A 16461-nucleotide genomic window follows, 5' to 3' on the forward strand; every position below is an offset into this window, starting at 1 on the left:
CATGTCGGTCAACCACTACAAGTCCTTCGGCAGCCGCGTGTTCGACGCGCTCAACATCGCGCTGCTCGTCGCGCTGGCCCTGGTCACGGTGCTGCCGCTGCTCTACGTCCTGGCCGGGTCGTTCGCCACCGAGTCGGAGATCGCCACCCGGCCGTTCTTCCTCTGGCCGGAGAAGTTCGTCACCGACACCTACGAGTACATCTTCGGCACCGGCGCCTTCGTCCGCGCCCTGATCACCACGATCTGCGTGACGGCGGTGGGCACGGCGGTCCAGGTCATGCTGACCCTCACCATGGCCTACCCGCTGGCCAAGCGGTACCTGCCGGGCCGCGCGCTGGTGCTGAACCTGGTCATCTTCACGCTGGTGTTCAGCGGCGGCATGGTCCCCACCTACCTGGTGGTCCGCGACCTCGGGCTGCTCGACAGCTACTGGGCGCTGATCCTGCCGCTGGCGATCAACCCGTTCTACCTGATCATCGTCAAGAGCTTCTTCCAGGAGCTGCCGCAGGCGCTGGAGGAGGCGGCGCGCATCGACGGCTGCAGCGAGATGGGCGTCTTCCTCAAGATCGTTCTTCCGCTCTCCAAGCCGATCATCGCGACGTTCTCGTTGTTCTACGCGGTGGGCATCTGGAACGACTACGTCTCGCCGCTGCTGTACATCGACGACTCCAGCAAGTGGACGCTCCAGGTGCTGGTCCGCCAGCTCACCAGCGCCGACGCCGAGAACGCCCTGGCCCAGCTCGACTCGGTGTTCTTCCCGGCGGAGGGCCTGAAGTTCGCGGTCATCGTCATCGCGACGCTGCCGATCCTGTTCTTCTATCCGTTCCTGCAGAAGTACTTCGCCAAGGGCGTGCTGATCGGGTCGGTGAAGGAGTGACGGCCGCAGGAGCGATCGAGGGAGGGACGGCCGGGGCGGCGACGGTGCTGCGCTGGCTGGAGGGGCCGTGCCGGCAGGGCGTGACCTGGGGCGTGCCCTGGCCGCGCGGGACCGTGCGGCCCGGCGCCCCCTTCGCGCTCGCCGACGGCACCCCCGTGCAGAGCTGGACCACCGCCACCTGGCCCGACGGCTCGGTCAAGTGGTCGGCCCACGCAGTCGGCCCGCAGGCCGTGCCCGCGCGGTCCTACGAGCTGGTCCCGGGCGCCGAGCCCGCCGCGCCGGGGGAGCCGGTGACGGTCACCCGCGACGGTGACGTGCTCCGGGTGTCCACCGGGCCGGTCGCCTGGACCCTGCCGGGGGGAGGCGGGACGGACCTGGTCACCTCCGTCGCGTACGGCGGCGCCGAGATCGCGCGTGAGGTGCGCCTGGTCAGCCTGCGCCAGGACACCCCCGAGGAGGACGGCTCGCGGGTCCGCGCGCCGTACACCGGGAGGGTCGCCCGGGTCGTCGTCGAACAGGACGGGCCGGTGCGCGCGGTCGTACGGCTGGAGGGCCGGCACGTCCCCGACGAGGGCACCGGGGTGGGCACGGGGGAGGCCGCCGGGGAAGGCGCCGCGGAGGGCGGGTCCTGGCTGCCGTTCACCGTGCGCCTGTACTTCTACGCCGGGGCGGCGGACGTGCGCGTCGTGCACAGCTTCGTCTGGGACGGCGACGCCTCCCGGGACTTCCTGGCCGGGCTGGGCCTGCGGGCGCGGGTGGTCATGCGCGACGCGCTCCACGACCGGCACGTCCGGCTGGCCGGGGCGGAGGGCTTCCTCGCCGAGGCCGTCCGGGGCCTGACCGGCCTGCGCCGCGATCCGGGCGAGGCCGTACGGCGGGCGCAGGTCGGGGGCCGTTCGGCCGGTGAGATCGGCGACCCCGAGGTGGCCGGGCGGCTCCATCTGATCCCGGCCTGGAACGACTACACCCTCGACCAGTCCAGCGCCGACGGCTTCACCCTGCGCAAGCGCACCGCGCCCGGCCACGCCTGGGTCGCCGTCCCGGCGGGCACCAGGTCGCGGGGGTACGGCTACGTCGGGGGCGCCGGCGGCGGCCTGGGCTTCGGGCTGCGCGACTTCTGGCGGCTGCACCCCACCCGGCTGGACATCCGCGGCGCCGCGACCGACCTGGCCACGGCCACCGTCTGGCTCTGGTCGCCCGGCGCCCCGCCCATGGACCTGCGCTTCTGGCACGACGGGATGGGCCAGGACACCCACGCCGGGCAGCTCGAAGGGCTGGAGATCACCTACGAGGACCACGAACCCGGCTTCGGCGACCCGCACGGCGTCGCCCGCACCCACGAGCTGACCCTGCGGGCCTGCCCGGCCACCCCGCCGGCCGCCGAGCTGGCGGAGTACGCCGCCCTGCTGGAGAGCCCCGGCCTGCTGACCGTCAGCCCCGGGCGGATGCGGGCGGCGGGCGTGTTCGGCACCTGGTCGCCGCCCGACCGGTCTGCCCCGGCCGCCGCGGCGATCGAGGACAGGCTGGACTTCCTGTCGGATTTCTACGCGCGCCAGCGCGAGGAACGCCGCTGGTACGGGTTCTGGGACTACGGCGACGTCATGCACGCCTACGACCCCGACCGGCACACCTGGCGCTACGACGTGGGCGGCTACGCCTGGGACAACTCCGAGCTCTCGCCGGACCTGTGGCTGTGGTACCAGTACCTGCGCACCGGGCGGGCCGACGTCTTCCGCCTGGCCGAGGCGATGACCCGGCACACCGGCGAGGTCGACGTCTACCACCTCGGCCGCTGGAAGGGCCTGGGGTCCCGGCACAACGTGCAGCACTGGGGGTGCAGCTGCAAGCAGCTGCGCGTCTCCAACGCCGCCTACCGGCGCTTCTTCTACTATCTGACCGCCGACGAGCGCACCGGGGACCTGCTGGACGAGCTGGCCGCGCCCGAGGAGACGTTCCTGGCCGTCGACCCGCTGCGCAAGGTCCGCCGCGACGTCTACACCCCCGACCCCGCCGCGCTGTCGGTGGGCCTGGGCGTGGACTGGGGGGCGCTGGCCGCCGCCTGGCTCACCCGCTGGGAGCGGCACGGCGACGAGCGGGCCAGGGACCGGCTGCTGGGCACGATGGCCGACATCGGGGCGCTGCCGTACGGCTTCCTCACCGGTGAGGCCCGCCTGGACCTGGCCACCGGCCGGTTCGGCACCGCCCGGGAGGTCATCGACGTCTCCCACCTGTCGGCGCTGTTCGGGCTGCCGGAGATCTGCGCCGAGCTGATCGACCTGGAGCTGGGCGTGCCCGGCTTCGAGCGGGCCTGGCTGGACTACTGCCGCCTGTACCTCGCCCCCGCCGAGCGGCAGGCCGCCGAGGTGGGCCGGGCGCTGTCCGGCATCTCGATGATCCAGGCGCACAGCAGGCTCGCCGCCTACGCCGCGGCCCGCACCGGCGACGCGGAGCTCGCCCGGCTCGCCTGGCGGAAGTTCTTCCACGACGAGGGCGACCGGCTCAACGTCAACCCGCTGCAGCGGCAGGACGACTGGCGGCTGACCGAGGTGCGCGGCCCGGCCGTGCTCATGCCGGTCACCGAGGCGCCGTTCGTCTCCACCAACGACGCCGCCCAGTACGGCCTGGCCGCCATCCAGAACCTGGCGCTCATCGGGGACCGGATCACCGCTCCCTGACCCGTCACCCTCTGGGCCGCCACCCTCCGCGCCGTCACCATCTGAGGCGCCGGCCCCGACCGGAGCCCGGCCCCGGTTCCCGCCGGGGGCCGGGGCCCGTCACGCGCCGAGGCGGATGACGTTCCAGGACAGCGGGGGCAGCGTCGCGCGCAGCCGGCCGTCCTCGACCGCGGCGCCCTCCAGCGGGCGGGGCCGTACCCGGTCGGGGTCCTCGCGAGTGTTGCTGGCGTGCCGGTCGTCGTCGGCGAGCGTCTCGTGGGAGAGCACGCGGAGCCCGCCCAGCGCCCGGACGTCCACGGTCAGCTCCATCGGCCCGTCCAGCGCGCGGTTGACGGCGAAGACCGTGACGGCGCCGTCGTCCCCGTCGCGCACGGCGGTGGCGTGCAGCAGCGGCGCCTCGCCGTACTTGGCGGTCTCGACGACGGGGGAGACGGGCTCGACGCGCAGCACCTCGCCGCGGCCGTACCTGGCGGCCTGGGCGAACGGGTGGAAGATCGTCTGGCGCCAGGCCGGTCCGCCGGGCTCGGTCATGATGGGGGCGATCACGTTGACCAGCTGGGCCTGGCAGGCGATCTTGACCCGGTCCGCGTGGCGGAGCAGGGCGATCAGCATGCCGCCCACGGCCACCGCGTCGGTGAGCGAGTAGGTGTTCTCCAGCAGCCGGGGCGCCTTCTCCCAGGGCCGGGCCTCCTCCTCCAGCGGCTTCATGTACCAGACGTTCCACTCGTCGAACGACAGGGTGATCCGCTTGCGCCGCTTGAGCTTGGCCCGCACGTGGTCGCAGGTGGCCACCACGCCCTCGATGAAGTCCTCCATGGCCGAGCCGGAGGCGAGGAAACTGGCCGGGTCGTCGTCCTCCTCCCGGTAGTAGGCGTGCAGCGACACGTGGTCGACGTCGTCGTAGGCGGTCGTCAGGATCTCCGCCTCCCAGGCGCCGAAGGTCGGCATGTCGTGGTGGGAGCTGCCGCAGATCACCAGTTCGAGGCTCGGGTCGATCATCCGCATGGCCCGGGCGGTCGCCGCGGCGAGCGTCCCGTAGTCGGCGGCGGGCCGGTGCCCGATCTGCCAGGAGCCGTCCATCTCGTTGCCCAGGCACCACAGCCGGATGCCGTACGGCTCCGCCGCGCCGTGCTCGGCCCGCAGGTCGGACAGGTACGTGCCGCCCGGGTGGTTGGCGTACTCCAGCAGGTCACAGGCTTCCTGGACGCCCCGCGTGCCGAGGTTGACCGCCATCATCGGCTCGATCCCCGCTCTGGCGGCCCAGAGGGCGAACTCGCCCAGGCCGAACTCGTTGGTCTCGATCGACCGCCACGAGGGCTCCAGCCGCACCCGGCGATCGGGGCCGACGCCGTCCTCCCACCGGTGACCCGAGACGAAGTTGCCGCCCGGGTAGCGCACGACGGTGACGCCCAGCTCGCGCACCAGGTCGAGCACGTCGCGGCGCAGGCCGTGCTCGTCGGCGGTGGGATGGCCGGGCTCGTGGATGCCGGTGTAGACGCATCGGCCCAGATGTTCGACGAAGGAGCCGAACAGCCGGGGGTCGGCGGAGCCGATGGAGAAGGAGGGGTCGAGGGTGAAGGAGGCGCGGTGCATTTATGCCCTTCCGATCACTGCCGGGTCACGGAAGATTAAAACGTGTCAGCCCGCCGTACGCCATGCTCGGGACGGGGCGCCCGGTGCCGGTGAGCCGGGAACCCGGTGAGTCCGGGGAACCGGTGAGCCTAGGAGCTGGTGACCCGGGTGATGCCGCCGACGTAGCCGATGACGCGGGCGAGCTCGCGGCTGCTCTTGGGCGGCACCGTGCTGACGTACTGCTGCGTCTCCACGATGCGCACCTCCTTCTTGAGGGTCTTCCGGTGATCCTCACGCTGGTCTTCGGGCACCTTCGCCAGGAGGTCCTCCGCGGAGTGATAGATCTTGGCCGTCCAGGTCGTCGTCCTGATCAGCGAGTACATGATCAGCGCTCCGCCGTCCGCGGTGCGCAGCGCGTGCACCGGGTAGTTCGCCGCGGCGAAGATCGAGTCGTAGCCGAGGCCTTCGTGCTTGCCCTCCTCGCGCAGGGAGATGATCTCCGTGGCGTGCGCGGTGGTGTGCGGGCCGTCGGCGATCAGCCCGGTGGCGAAACCTGCCCGCCCCTCCTCGGCGGTGGTCGCGTGCAGCGGGGCCATCAGCCGCGGGCTGATCTGCACGCCGGGGTCGTCCGCGCCCAGGGCGGCGGCGTAGCCCTCGGCGTCCCGGGCGATCTCCGGCGGCGCCGTGTCGAGCAGGGACATCGAGGAGATCTGCCACCCCTGCCCGGCCCGCACCACCGTCAGCAGGGCGGGGCGGGCCCGTCCCCCGGCGTCACGGCGGTCGACGACCGCGGCGAACCAGGCCGGGCCCTGGTTCAGCCGGGGGACCAGCAGCTGCGGCTCGCCCCAGGTGCGGAGGGGAGTGTCCTGCTTCATGCTCGCGGCGCTGGTGAAAGCGGCCTGGGTCAGCGCGAGGTAACCGTCGCGGGCCTGCTTGAGCAACTGGTTCTGGTCGGTGAGCCGCTGCGGATCGGCCGCGCCCAGGACCGCGTCGGCGGCGAGGATGTCCTTCAGCGCCCTGGTCGCCTCGGCCACCGTGACCTGCGGGCGGGCGGGGGCCGCGGGGACGGTGGTCGTGTCGCTCGCCGCGGGGCTCCCGGTGGGGGCCGCCTCTCCGGCGGAACAGGCCGTCGTCACCGCGGCCGCGGTGACCAGGGCGAGCGAGAGCGCGAGCAGACCCCGCCGCCCTTGTCCCCGCACGCTCGCCTCCCGATGGCGCCTCCCGCTGGTGCCCGTCGCGGCGACCAGCCTAGCCACGACCCGGCCCGAGCCGTACACAACGGGGGGCGGAGGTCGCGTACCCTTTACAGACGTGGCACTCAACGATCCGACAGAAGAGATCAACGAGCTTACCGGCACGCTGAACAGCATTCAGGACGTGCTGGACCTCGACGCGATGCGCAAGCAGATCGAGGAGCTGGAGGATCAGGCCGCCGCGCCCGACCTGTGGAACGACCAGGAGCGGGCCCAGAAGGTCACCAGCAAGCTCTCCTACCTGCAGGGTGAGATCAACAGGATCGAGGCGCTCGGTCAGCGGCTGGAGGACCTCACCGTCCTGTACGAACTCGCCGACGCCGAGGACGACCCGGACACCCGGGAGGAGGCCGACCGCGAGCTCGAGGCGCTCAAGGGCGACATCGGCGCGCTGGAGGTCCGCACCCTCCTGTCGGGCGAGTACGACGCACGCGAGGCGGTCGTCACGATCAACTCCCAGGCCGGAGGCGTGGACGCCGCCGACTGGGCCCAGATGCTCCTGCGGATGTACATGCGCTGGGCCGAGCGCAAGGGCTACCCGACGGAGGTCTACGAGACCTCCTACGCCGAGGAGGCCGGCATCAAGTCGGCGACCTTCACGGTCAAGGCCCCCTACGCCTACGGCACCCTGCGCGGCGAGCACGGCACCCACCGCCTGGTCCGGATCAGCCCGTTCGACAACCAGGGCCGCCGCCAGACCTCCTTCGCGGGTGTGGACGTGGTCCCCGTCGTCGAGACGACCGACCACATCGACATCAACGAGGACGACCTGCGGGTCGACGTCTACCGGTCCTCGGGCCCGGGCGGCCAGGGCGTCAACACCACCGACTCGGCGGTGCGCCTGACCCACCTGCCCACCGGCATCGTGGTGTCCTGCCAGAACGAGCGCTCCCAGCTGCAGAACAAGGCGACCGCCATGGCGGTCCTGCAGTCCAAGCTGCTGGAGCGCAAGCGGCAGGAGGAGGCTGCGGCGCTGAGCGAGATCCGGGGCGAGGCCACCACCTCGTGGGGCACCCAGATCCGCAACTACGTGCTGCACCCGTACCAGATCGTGAAGGACCTGCGGACGGGCACCGAGGCGGGCAACCCGAGCGCGGTGCTGGACGGCGACCTCGACGAGTTCATCGAGGCGGAGATCCGCTGGACCCGTCGTCAGGAGTCGGGCGGCGAGTCCTAGGAGCCGGAGGCCGACGGCTCCGGGAGCCCGCGGCCGGGAGCCACGGGGGCCGCTCAGGCCCCCGTGAGGTGCTTCAGGACCAGGGTGAGGAAGAAGAGCACGATCAGCGCCAGGGAGACCAGGGCGGGGGTCATTCCGCCCAGACCGCCCTGGTGCATGCGGTCACGGTTGGCCCGGCACAGGGGGCAGCGGCCCTCCGCGACGGGGTGTGCGCACCGCGCGCAGACCAGATCGTCACAGCTCATGATGTCCTCGCCTTCGGAGTCGTGACCACTTTATGCGGTCGTTACCGGGCGCCGAATCGTTTTGTTTCCGTTATGGACCTTCCATGCCAGTCTTCCCCCTAGACTGGGCTCCGGCCAACGGGGGTCTCGATCAGGGTAAAGATCGGAACCCTCCGGCCGGAGAGAGGCGGGAAGTGGTCCTCTGCCACCACCGCGACCGTCCTAACCCCTAGACTGACATGCCGTGATGCGCCCGTGATCCATTTTGATAATGTCACCAAGGTCTACGCGAACCAGAACCGGCCCGCGTTGGACCACGTCAGCGTTGACGTCGACAAGGGCGAGTTCGTGTTCCTCGTCGGCCCCTCGGGGTCCGGGAAGTCGACCTTTCTCCGCCTGGTCCTCAAGGAGGAGCGTCCCAACTCCGGGGCGATCCACGTGGCCGGCAAGGATCTCGCCCGACTGTCCAACTTCAAGGTGCCGCACCTGCGCCGCCGGATCGGCTGCGTGTTCCAGGACTTCCGGCTCCTGCCGAACAAGAACGTGTACGAGAACGTCGCGTTCGCCCTTGAGGTCATCGGAAAGCCCCGGCGGTTCATCCGCAAGGTCGTCCCCGAGGTCGTCGAGCTCGTCGGCCTGGAGGGCAAGGCCCACCGGATGCCCGACGAGCTGTCGGGTGGTGAGCAGCAGCGGGTCGCGATGGCCCGCGCCTTCGTCAACCGGCCGATGATCCTCCTCGCCGACGAGCCGACCGGAAACATCGACCCGGCGACGAGCATCGGCATCATGAAGGTGCTCGACCGCATCAACCGGACGGGCACCACCGTCGTCATGGCCACGCACGACGCGGCCATCGTCGACTCCATGCGCAAGCGCGTAGTGGAACTGGAGGACGGAAAGATCGTCCGAGACCAGTCGCGTGGCGTCTACGGCCAGGCGTACTGAACCAGGACCGGCAAAAGCGACAGGAAGAGCATGCGGGCAAACTTCATCTTCTCCGAGGTCTGGATCGGCCTCCGCCGTAACCTCACGATGACCATCGCGGTCATCGTGACGGTGGCGATCGGCATGGCGTTGCTGGGTATCGGTCTGATGATCAACTCTCAGATCTCCGGCATGAAGGACTACTGGGCGGACAAGGTCGAGGTCTCGGTCTTCCTGTGCAAGAAGAACGACCCGTTCCCGCAGTGCAAGGGCACCGGCGGCGTCAACGAGCAGGAGCAGGCGGCGCTCAGGGCGACCATCGAGGCGATGCCCCAGGTCCAGCAGGTCGAGTTCGAGGACGCGGCCAGCGCCTATGAGAACTTCAAGGTGCAGAACGCCAACAACACCGTGCTGCTCTCGGCGATCCAGGTCGAGGACATGCCCGAGTCCTTCCGGGTCAAGCTCAAGGACCCCAACGCCTACGCGGCGGTGATCGAGGAGCTCAAGGGCGCCCCCGGGGTCTCCAACGTGATCAACCAGAAGGAGATCCTGGAGAAGTTCTTCGGGCTGCTGGAGAAGCTCCGCTGGTTCGCCCTCATGATCGCCGGCTTCCTGGTCATCGCGGCCACCCTGCTGATCGGCAACACGGTCCGGCTGTCGGCGTACAACCGCCGCCGTGAGACGGGCATCATGCGCCTGGTCGGCGCCTCCAACCTCTACATCCAGCTGCCGTTCGTGATGGAGGGCGTCATCGCCGGTCTGATCGGCGGTGTGGTGGCGGCGGTCCTGCTGATCGTCACCAAGGTCTTCCTCTTCGACGGCGTGCAGATCTACCTCGCCAACAACAGCCAGCTCAGCTGGGAGACCGTCGCCTCGGTGATCAGTCTCACCATGGTCGTCGGCGTCCTGATCTGTGTGCTCGCCTCGTTCGTCACGCTCCGCCGTTACCTGCGTGTGTAAGGCGTCCCGGTAGGCTCCAAGGCATGCCACGTGAGACCGGGCGGAAGGTCGTCGCCCAGAACAAGCGTGCCCGGCACGACTATCACATCGAGGACACCTACGAGGCCGGCCTCGTGCTGCAGGGCACCGAAGTCAAGTCACTGCGCCTCGGCCGCGCCTCCCTCGTGGACGGGTACGCCACGCTCAAGGACGGCGAGGCGTGGTTGATCAACATCCACATCCCCGAGTACACCATGGGGACGTGGACCAACCACGCGGCGCGGCGCACGCGCAAGCTGCTCCTGCACCGCAAGGAGATCGAGAAGCTGGCCGCCAAGACGAAGGAGGGCGGCCTGACCCTGGTCCCGCTGTCGCTCTACTTCAAGGACGGCAAGGCCAAGGTGGAGATCGCCCTGGCCAAGGGTAAGAAGGACTGGGACAAGCGGCAGAGCCTGGCCGAGAAGCAGGCCAAGCGGGAGATGGCCCGCGAAATCAGGCACCGGAACAGATGACCGTGATGGGCAGACCCCGCAGGACCGTCGCCGCCGCCCTCGCGCTGGCGGTGATGGTCCCCACGCTCTCCGCATGCTTCGAGGAGCCCTCGGCCCACGAAGCGGTCCGTGACTTCCTCGTCGGCTGGCAGACCGGCGACTACGTCACGGCCGCCCGGCGCACCGACGGCGACGAGAAGACGGTGAGCAAGGCGCTGGAGGACGCCAAGATCCAGCTCGACGCGGCCTCGTTCCGGTTCGCGGTCAAGGGGATCAGGAGCGAGGGCGGGGAGGCCCAGGCCGACTTCGCGGCCGAGGTCGATCTGGGGGAGAACAACCCCCTGTGGGAGTACGACGGCAAGCTCCCCCTGCACCTGGTCGACGGGCGCTGGAAGGTGCGCTGGTCGCCCAGCGTGCTCCACCCCCGGCTGCGCGAGGGGCAGCGCTTCGCGGTGGACGTCGACCCCGAGAGCCGCCACCCGATCGTCGACTACACCGGCGACGCGCTGCAGGAGCTCGCCACCCTGCACGTGGCCAGCGTCGTCCCGGCCAAGCTGGACGATCCGGCCAGGCTCTGCGAGCAGCTGTCCAAGGTGACGGGATTCCCCCAGGACCGGCTGCTGAGCCGGATCCTGTCGGCCAGCCCCAGCAAGCAGGTGCCGCTGGTCACCTTCGGGCCCGCCAGGTTCGCCCAGCTCCGCTCGGAGCTGGAGGCCATCGAGGGCCTCCAGTTCGCCCCCCAGAAGCAGGCGGTCGCGCCCGACTCGCCCAGGCAGATCGTCGGCACGGTCACCGCCGTCACGCCGAAGACCGAGCAGCAGCTCGGCGGTCCGCAGCGCGCCGGTGACACGGTCGGCCGGGACGGCCTGCAGGAGGCCTACCAGGAGTACCTGACCGGCTCGACCAAGACCAGTGTGATCACCGTGGACCTCAAGACGCTGGAGGAGGCGGAGGAGCTCGCCACCTGGCGGCCCGGCCGCGCCGCCGCGCCGGTGCAGACCACGCTCGACCGGCACGCCCAGAAGGCCGCCGACTCCGCGCTGGCCGGGGGTTACCGCGGCATGATCGTCGCGGTGCAGGCCTCGACCGGCAACGTGCTGGCCGTGGGAAGCACCAAGGAGTACCACCAGGAGATGGACGCCCTTGACGGGGAGTTCCCGGCCGGGACCGCCTTCTCGATCATCTCCGTCGAGGCGCTGCTCAAGGCGCAGGTGGACCTCAAGCAGAAGCTCGCCTGCCCGCAGGACCGGACCGTGGGCGGGGCCAGGTTCCACCACTCCGGCCCGCCGGCCGGCAGCGCGCCCACCCTCCAGGGCAACTTCGCCAACGGCTGCGTGACCGCGCTGGCCTCGCTCGCCCGCCGGATCGACCCGGCCGTGCTGCAGGCCGGCGCCGCCAAGTTCGGCATCGGCTCCGAGTGGACCCTGCCGCTGAAGTCCTTCAGCGGCTCGATGCAGCCGCTGAAGAACGACGCGGCCGTCGCCCGCGCGCTCGCCGGGCAGAACGTCTCGGTCAGCCCGCTGTCGATGGCCCTGGTGGCCGGGGCGGTCGCCTCGGGCACCTGGCGGCCGCCGGTCCTGGTCACCGCCCCCAAGCTCTCGGACCTGTCGGCCGAGGCCGAGCCGCCCGAGGTCGTGCTCCCGGTCGAGCTCGACGAGAAGACCGTGACCACCCTGCGCGCCCTCATGCGCACCGGGGTGACCTCGGGTTCCGCCCGGGCCGCGGCGGCCCCGGGCGACCCGGTGCACGGCATCACCGCCGCCGCGTCGCGGGGTGACAAGCCGCTGGCCTGGTTCGTGGGCTGGCAGGGGGACGTGGCGGTGGCCGTACTCGTGGACGGCTCCGATTCCACCGCCGGAGCGACCGTCGCGGGCCGGTTCTTCCAGAACCTGCGTGACGGGATGTGACCTCGTGAGAAATTCTCATGACTCCGAGCAACCATCGGGCACCTGATCTGCGTCTTCCTAAGTGACTGAGCACCGCTCGGGGGGTTGCGGGCTCAGTCGCCGTGATGAGATCAGGGCTTCATCTCGGGGGAAGCCCTGCCGTCCGGACCGGCTCGACCCTGCCGGTCAGCCCCGGGGGTGCGTGCGTGATGCCGCGCCCCCGGGGCCTCGGCGTTTTGCGGGGGTTCGGGATTTCTTTACCTCCCGGCCCGCCGGTCGGGAATTGAGTTGGCGCAGGAGTCGTTGTAACCGGTATCTTCGGATCGCCCGGCCCTTCGGGGGCGGGTTGACAACTCAACAGGGGGGTGACTGGTTTCGACTTTGGCTTTGCAAGTCAGGGGAAGCGGGTCGGGGACTGCGGACATAACCCCGTCAACACTGTGACCGCGACCAATAAGTGCCAATAAGAAGCACTCCGAGGTTAGCCAGGGTTCCCTGGCCCTCGCCGCCTAAGCAGCGAGGAACCTCTGCCGGCCCGGGAGCGCCTCCGGCCCGGATCCGGCATCGCTAGGAGGCTCAACCGCGAGACCCGGCCACGGGGTCGAGCGGGAAATCTAACAGTGGCTGAGCCCGTCGGCGTCTTGCCTGCGTGATCGCCGGGGCTGAGAAAAGCACAGCAGGCTGCACCCGGAGAAGCCCTGGTTTGGAGTTGAAGGACGCGGGTTCGATTCCCGCCACCTCCACCCGAGTCGCGTCACTCGGACACCGCTCGCCGAGAGCGGTGACGAGGAGCGCGCACCCCCTGTGAACGGCGGTGCCTGCCAAGGCGCCGCCGTTGTTGTTTTCACAGCCCTGTGAGCCGGATCACCGGCCGCGCCCGTCACGGCGGCACCCGCCCGATCCGTCCAGTTGGTCGCACGTCTCGATCGACGACCCGAGGACGACCATGACTCGACTGGACCGCATGTCCCCGCCCTCCTCCGCTGAACGGCCGGTACGCAGACGACGCCGGCTTCGTCCGCTGGCGGCGGTGATCACGTTGCTGGTGGCCGCACTGGTGTGGGGCGCCTACGGCTGGCAACCCGCCGAGGGCGGCCGTGCCTTCCGCTCGCCGTACCTGGCCGAGGTCGGCTCCCGCTACGCCGACACCCCGATCGCCCGCTTCCACTACATCCGGGCCGGCTCCGGCACCCCGGTGGTCCTGCTCTCGCCCGGAGGCACCTCGGTGATCGGCTGGAAGGACCAGTTCGAGGTGCTGGCCCGCGATCACACCGTCTACGTGGTCGACCTGCCGGGACAGGGCTACACCCGGCTGAAGGACGCCGGTTTCGCCTTCGACCTGGACGCCATGACCACCGCCGTCGGCGCGTTCCTGGACGCGGTCGGCGTACGGCGGGCCGCGCTGGCGGGCAACTCCTGGAGCGGCGGCTGGGCCCTGGCCTTCGCTCAGCGCCACCCCGAGCGCGTAACCAGGCTCGCCCTGCTGGACGCCACCGGGCTGGACCTGCCCGGCACCTGGATGTGGGAGTCGCTGAAGATCCCCGTCATCGGTGAGCTGGCCGTCAAACTGTCCACCGGCAAGTCCACCGTCCGCAGCATGGCCGAGGGCATGATGGTCGACAAGCGGCGCCTCACCGACGGGCTGCTGGACGAGTGGTGGGCGCCGATGACCTTCCACGACAACATCCGCGCCACCTACCTGCTGGAACGCCGCCTGGACTGGGCGCAGACCGAACGGGCCCTGCCCGCGACCAGGACTCCGACCCTGGTGCTGTGGGGCAGGCAGGACACCGTCCAGCCCGTCGAGCGCGCCCACCGCTTCGCCGAGCTTCTGCCCGACGCCCGGCTGCAGATCCTGGACGGCTGCGGTCACGCCCCGCAGCTGGACTGCCCGGAACCGGTCAACCGCCATCTCCGGGCGTTCTTCACCGACTCCCGGTGACCCCGCCGCGGCGCGCCGCCGGCCTCTCCCGCGGGTTCAGAGCGTGATCCAGGTGGTCAGCACGTTCAGGCCGCCGGGGGTGCGGCAGTGCAGGCGGAAGGGCTCGGCGGGGATGGGCTGGATGGTGAAGAAGCCCACCTTGTCGGTGGTCCTCACGGCGTCCTGGCCCGATCTCTCCTGGACGCGGACCTCCGCCTCCTGCGGGGGGACCAGCTGCCCCAGCAGCTGCAGCTCGGTCACTTCGAGCTCGATGGTCAGCCCCGAGGAGACGAAGGTGAGAGTGCGCAGGCAGGCCGGCTCAGCCCGCGTCAGCGACTGCGGCTCCGGGTGGAGGTGGGAGTCGTACACGAGCTGGGCGAGCTCGATGTCGATGTCGTCCATCGTGAACGCCGCCCGGGCCGCCGCGACGAACTCGGGCGGTACGTCCTTCGCGGCGGCCAGCGCCACCGCCAGCCGGGCCAGCAGTTCCTCGTCGCTCCAGACCTCAGCCATATTGCTCACTCCTGGAGGTCTCGGTGGTCATCAACGCGACCAGAGCGGGATCGGCTCGTAGTTTCTCCAGGCAGCGGGCGCGTGTCGGGCCGATGCTGCCGATCGACATCCCCAGCCGGGCGCCGATCTCCTCGTACGGCACGCCCTCCATGCGAAGGAGCAGGATCTGCTGGCACGTGGCGGAGAGCTCCGCGAACGCCGCGCGCAGGACCGCGTTCCGCTCGGCGGCCTCCAGCTCCTGCTCGATCAGCTTGGACTCGTCGTCCGGGGTCATCTCGAAGTCCAGGGGTTGCTCGGTGCCCTCTTGTCTGCGTCTTGCCCGGAATACGCGAGAGCATTCGTGCTTGGTGGTCGTGGCGAGCCAGCCGGGCAGGGCCGCCGGCTCGCGCAGGGCCTTCAGCTGCCCCACCGCGCGCAACCATACGTTCTGCGCAACGTCGTCGATGTCGGTACGGGCCAGCCCGTACCGGCGGCAGATCGACCACACGAGCGGCGCGTACCGATCGACCAGTTCGTTCCACGCGTCCTGGTCACCCTCGCGGGCACGGACGACCAGGGCGGTGACCGTAGGAGTGTCCGTCATTGACGCCTCCTCCCACCTGTCGTGGGGATGGCGCCGGGGGACCGGCGCCATCAGTCAATCTATGGAGCGCGGGGCCTCAGGTCACGCGGTGTACGGTTCCTCCGTCTGCCACGGAGGTCTGGGGAACCGGTCGTGCGCTTCCCGGACCGGGATGCATTCGCGCTCGGCGAGCGCGGCCACCTGCCCGCTGTAGTAGGCCGCCGCGAAGGAGGTCCCGCTCCACTTGGCGTAACCGGGATCGCCGAACGAAGTCTCGATGAGAGCCACGTTCAGCCCCCCGTTCTCATCCCGATGGGCGATCCTCACCCCCTTGGACAGGAACGTGCTCCTCAGGCCGACACCGGGGGCCTGTCTGTCCACCCACGGCAGAGCGGGGCTGAACGCGGCCCGTTTCCCGTCCTCGGCGAGGGCCCCGACGGCGACGACACCGGGAAGGGCGGCCGGCCAGACCGGCGTCTGAGCCGTCATCTTCGGGTACCGCAGCGGCTGGAAAAGGCTGCCGTGGTTGCCCGCGGCGGCGATGAGCAGGACGTCGGGGGAGAGCCGCTCGACCGCCCGCTGCAGGACGAGGGGAGGCTCGTCGTCGTCGGTGACGGAGGCGAAAGACATGTTGAGGATGTCCACCCCCGCGTCGCGGAACGCCACCATCTCCTGGGCGACGTCCCAGGCGGAGGCGGTACCGCTCTGGTCCAGCACCGATCGGACGATGATCTCGGCGTTCGGCGCCTGCTGGGCGACGACCCCGATGACGAATGTGGCGTGCGCCGTCGTGGAGGGCAGGCCTGTGATGTTTCGGGGGAAGAGCGCCTCCCCGGCGGTCAGGTACCTGCCGTCGAGGTTCTCGTGGGGGAACGTCATGGTGTCCAGGACGCCGATCCGTTTACTGCACGGATTCTGCTCCCCCCGCTGGGGCAGGCTGACCCTGCCCGCCAGCACCGGGTCTATCTCGTCTCCGCCGATGTGGGGCGAACCCCAGACACCTCCGAGAAAGCGGTTCTTACCGAAGACGGGCTTGTGTTCCGCGTACTCGGGCCTCTCCTCGGCTCTCTTCCGCAGATGGAACAGGAGCAGGTCCAGATCCGTGTACCGGTCTTCGGGCCGGTAGACGCCTGCTCCGGCCGTGCGCATGGAGCTCTCGAGGTCCTCTCGCCCATAGGCGTCGATCGCCGCTGCGAGGCCGCTCAACCTGAGCAGTTCGAGGTCGAGCGCCTGGCTCTCGCGGCTCTGGCTCACCTCCACGCCGAGCGCCTCCAGTTCCCGGCGGACGAAGTCGCGGTCGTTCAGGTCCACCACGATCTCGTCGTCGTGGAAGGCCGAGATCGCGCTCTGCTGACCGCTGTCTTGTGACGACATGTAACCCTGCCTCTCTCCGGAACGTCTCCAGAACGGGGAGCTCGCATTCGTACGGAGGCGCTTTGTCGCTCGG

14 protein-coding genes and 1 other RNA gene are annotated in these 16461 nt (G+C 70.3%); 9 read left to right on the forward strand and 6 right to left on the reverse strand.

Going from position 1 to position 16461, the window contains the following annotated elements:
• Nucleotide 1: 1 nt before the first annotated feature.
• Together Psi01_RS02075 and Psi01_RS02080 are read left to right on the forward strand one after the other, a co-directional pair.
• Nucleotides 2-877, forward strand: a complete 876-nt coding sequence (locus Psi01_RS02075; protein WP_204062182.1) for a carbohydrate ABC transporter permease — start codon at nucleotides 2-4, stop codon at nucleotides 875-877.
• Nucleotides 874-3552 (forward strand): exo-rhamnogalacturonan lyase family protein, encoded by a 2679-nt coding sequence (locus Psi01_RS02080; RefSeq protein WP_239126960.1) that lies wholly within the window; start codon nucleotides 874-876, stop codon nucleotides 3550-3552. Before Psi01_RS02075 ends, Psi01_RS02080 begins: the two co-directional genes overlap by 4 nt.
• A 99-nt stretch (nucleotides 3553-3651) precedes the next feature.
• Here the strand turns inward: Psi01_RS02080 and arfA are convergent, their stop codons facing one another.
• Together arfA and Psi01_RS02090 are read right to left on the reverse strand one after the other, a co-directional pair.
• Nucleotides 3652-5145 (reverse strand): arabinosylfuranosidase ArfA, encoded by a 1494-nt coding sequence (gene arfA / locus Psi01_RS02085; protein ID WP_204062183.1) that lies wholly within the window; start codon nucleotides 5143-5145, stop codon nucleotides 3652-3654.
• 128 nt (nucleotides 5146-5273) lie between these two features.
• Complete coding sequence (locus Psi01_RS02090) at nucleotides 5274-6323, reverse strand: DUF8094 domain-containing protein (RefSeq protein ID WP_204062184.1); 1050 nt, start codon at nucleotides 6321-6323, stop codon at nucleotides 5274-5276.
• Nucleotides 6324-6435: 112 nt separating this feature from the next.
• Between Psi01_RS02090 and prfB the strand changes: the two genes are divergently transcribed.
• Nucleotides 6436-7554: a peptide chain release factor 2 gene (gene prfB / locus Psi01_RS02095; RefSeq protein ID WP_204062185.1), complete on the forward strand. Its 1119-nt coding sequence runs from the start codon at nucleotides 6436-6438 to the stop codon at nucleotides 7552-7554.
• A 53-nt stretch (nucleotides 7555-7607) separates the two neighbouring features.
• Here prfB and Psi01_RS02100 read toward each other — a convergent pair whose 3' ends face one another.
• Nucleotides 7608-7799: a hypothetical protein gene (locus Psi01_RS02100; protein ID WP_204062186.1), complete on the reverse strand. Its 192-nt coding sequence runs from the start codon at nucleotides 7797-7799 to the stop codon at nucleotides 7608-7610.
• A 234-nt stretch (nucleotides 7800-8033) separates the two neighbouring features.
• Here Psi01_RS02100 and ftsE point away from each other — a divergent pair, with 234 nt between their 5' ends.
• From ftsE to Psi01_RS02130, 6 genes are all read left to right on the forward strand, one after another.
• Nucleotides 8034-8723, forward strand: coding sequence for a cell division ATP-binding protein FtsE (gene ftsE, locus Psi01_RS02105; RefSeq protein WP_184939289.1), 690 nt, complete (start codon nucleotides 8034-8036; stop codon nucleotides 8721-8723).
• Nucleotides 8724-8753: 30 nt separating this feature from the next.
• Nucleotides 8754-9662, forward strand: a complete 909-nt coding sequence (gene ftsX, locus Psi01_RS02110) for a permease-like cell division protein FtsX (RefSeq protein ID WP_204062187.1) — start codon at nucleotides 8754-8756, stop codon at nucleotides 9660-9662.
• A gap of 23 nt (nucleotides 9663-9685) precedes the next feature.
• A complete protein-coding gene (gene smpB / locus Psi01_RS02115; protein ID WP_204062188.1) occupies nucleotides 9686-10153 on the forward strand; it encodes an SsrA-binding protein SmpB in 468 nt (155 codons plus the stop codon).
• Between the two features lie 5 nt (nucleotides 10154-10158).
• Nucleotides 10159-12039, forward strand: coding sequence for a penicillin-binding transpeptidase domain-containing protein (locus Psi01_RS02120; protein ID WP_239126962.1), 1881 nt, complete (start codon nucleotides 10159-10161; stop codon nucleotides 12037-12039).
• Nucleotides 12040-12379: 340 nt separating this feature from the next.
• Nucleotides 12380-12764: a transfer-messenger RNA gene (gene ssrA, locus Psi01_RS02125) on the forward strand.
• Between the two features lie 284 nt (nucleotides 12765-13048).
• Nucleotides 13049-13960, forward strand: coding sequence for an alpha/beta fold hydrolase (locus tag Psi01_RS02130; protein ID WP_204062190.1), 912 nt, complete (start codon nucleotides 13049-13051; stop codon nucleotides 13958-13960).
• Nucleotides 13961-13996: 36 nt separating this feature from the next.
• Here the strand turns inward: Psi01_RS02130 and Psi01_RS02135 are convergent, their stop codons facing one another.
• The 3 genes from Psi01_RS02135 to Psi01_RS02145 all read right to left on the reverse strand — a co-directional run bounded on the left by Psi01_RS02135 (nucleotide 13997) and on the right by Psi01_RS02145 (nucleotide 16388).
• A complete protein-coding gene (locus Psi01_RS02135) occupies nucleotides 13997-14452 on the reverse strand; it encodes a hypothetical protein (protein WP_204062191.1) in 456 nt (151 codons plus the stop codon).
• Entirely contained in the window at nucleotides 14445-15035 is a 591-nt protein-coding gene (locus Psi01_RS02140; RefSeq protein WP_204062192.1) for an RNA polymerase sigma factor, read from the reverse strand. The genes Psi01_RS02135 and Psi01_RS02140 overlap by 8 nt, the downstream gene beginning before the upstream one ends.
• Nucleotides 15036-15116: 81 nt before the next feature.
• Nucleotides 15117-16388 carry a S8 family peptidase gene (locus Psi01_RS02145; protein ID WP_204062193.1) on the reverse strand — a complete coding sequence of 424 codons (1272 nt, stop codon included), beginning with the start codon at nucleotides 16386-16388 and terminating at the stop codon, nucleotides 15117-15119.
• Nucleotides 16389-16461 lie beyond the last annotated feature (73 nt).

This window comes from Paraplanobispora siamensis, assembly GCF_016863175.1.
Taxonomy (GTDB): Bacteria; Actinomycetota; Actinomycetes; order Streptosporangiales; family Streptosporangiaceae; genus Planobispora; species Planobispora siamensis.

What these genes read in the sequence shown, in the direction of transcription:
- ftsX (WP_204062187.1), top strand. Translation starts at nt 8,754, where the DNA reads ATGCGGGCAAACTTCATCTTCTCCGAGGTCTGGATCGGCCTCCGCCGT.
- smpB (WP_204062188.1), top strand. Translation starts at nt 9,686, where the DNA reads ATGCCACGTGAGACCGGGCGGAAGGTCGTCGCCCAGAACAAGCGTGCC.
- Psi01_RS02075 (WP_204062182.1), top strand. Translation starts at nt 2, where the DNA reads ATGTCGGTCAACCACTACAAGTCCTTCGGCAGCCGCGTGTTCGACGCG.
- Psi01_RS02145 (WP_204062193.1), bottom strand. Translation starts at nt 16,388, where the DNA reads ATGTCGTCACAAGACAGCGGTCAGCAGAGCGCGATCTCGGCCTTCCAC.
- Psi01_RS02135 (WP_204062191.1), bottom strand. Translation starts at nt 14,452, where the DNA reads ATGGCTGAGGTCTGGAGCGACGAGGAACTGCTGGCCCGGCTGGCGGTG.
- Psi01_RS02120 (WP_239126962.1), top strand. Translation starts at nt 10,159, where the DNA reads ATGGGCAGACCCCGCAGGACCGTCGCCGCCGCCCTCGCGCTGGCGGTG.
- arfA (WP_204062183.1), bottom strand. Translation starts at nt 5,145, where the DNA reads ATGCACCGCGCCTCCTTCACCCTCGACCCCTCCTTCTCCATCGGCTCC.
- Psi01_RS02140 (WP_204062192.1), bottom strand. Translation starts at nt 15,035, where the DNA reads ATGACGGACACTCCTACGGTCACCGCCCTGGTCGTCCGTGCCCGCGAG.
- Psi01_RS02100 (WP_204062186.1), bottom strand. Translation starts at nt 7,799, where the DNA reads ATGAGCTGTGACGATCTGGTCTGCGCGCGGTGCGCACACCCCGTCGCG.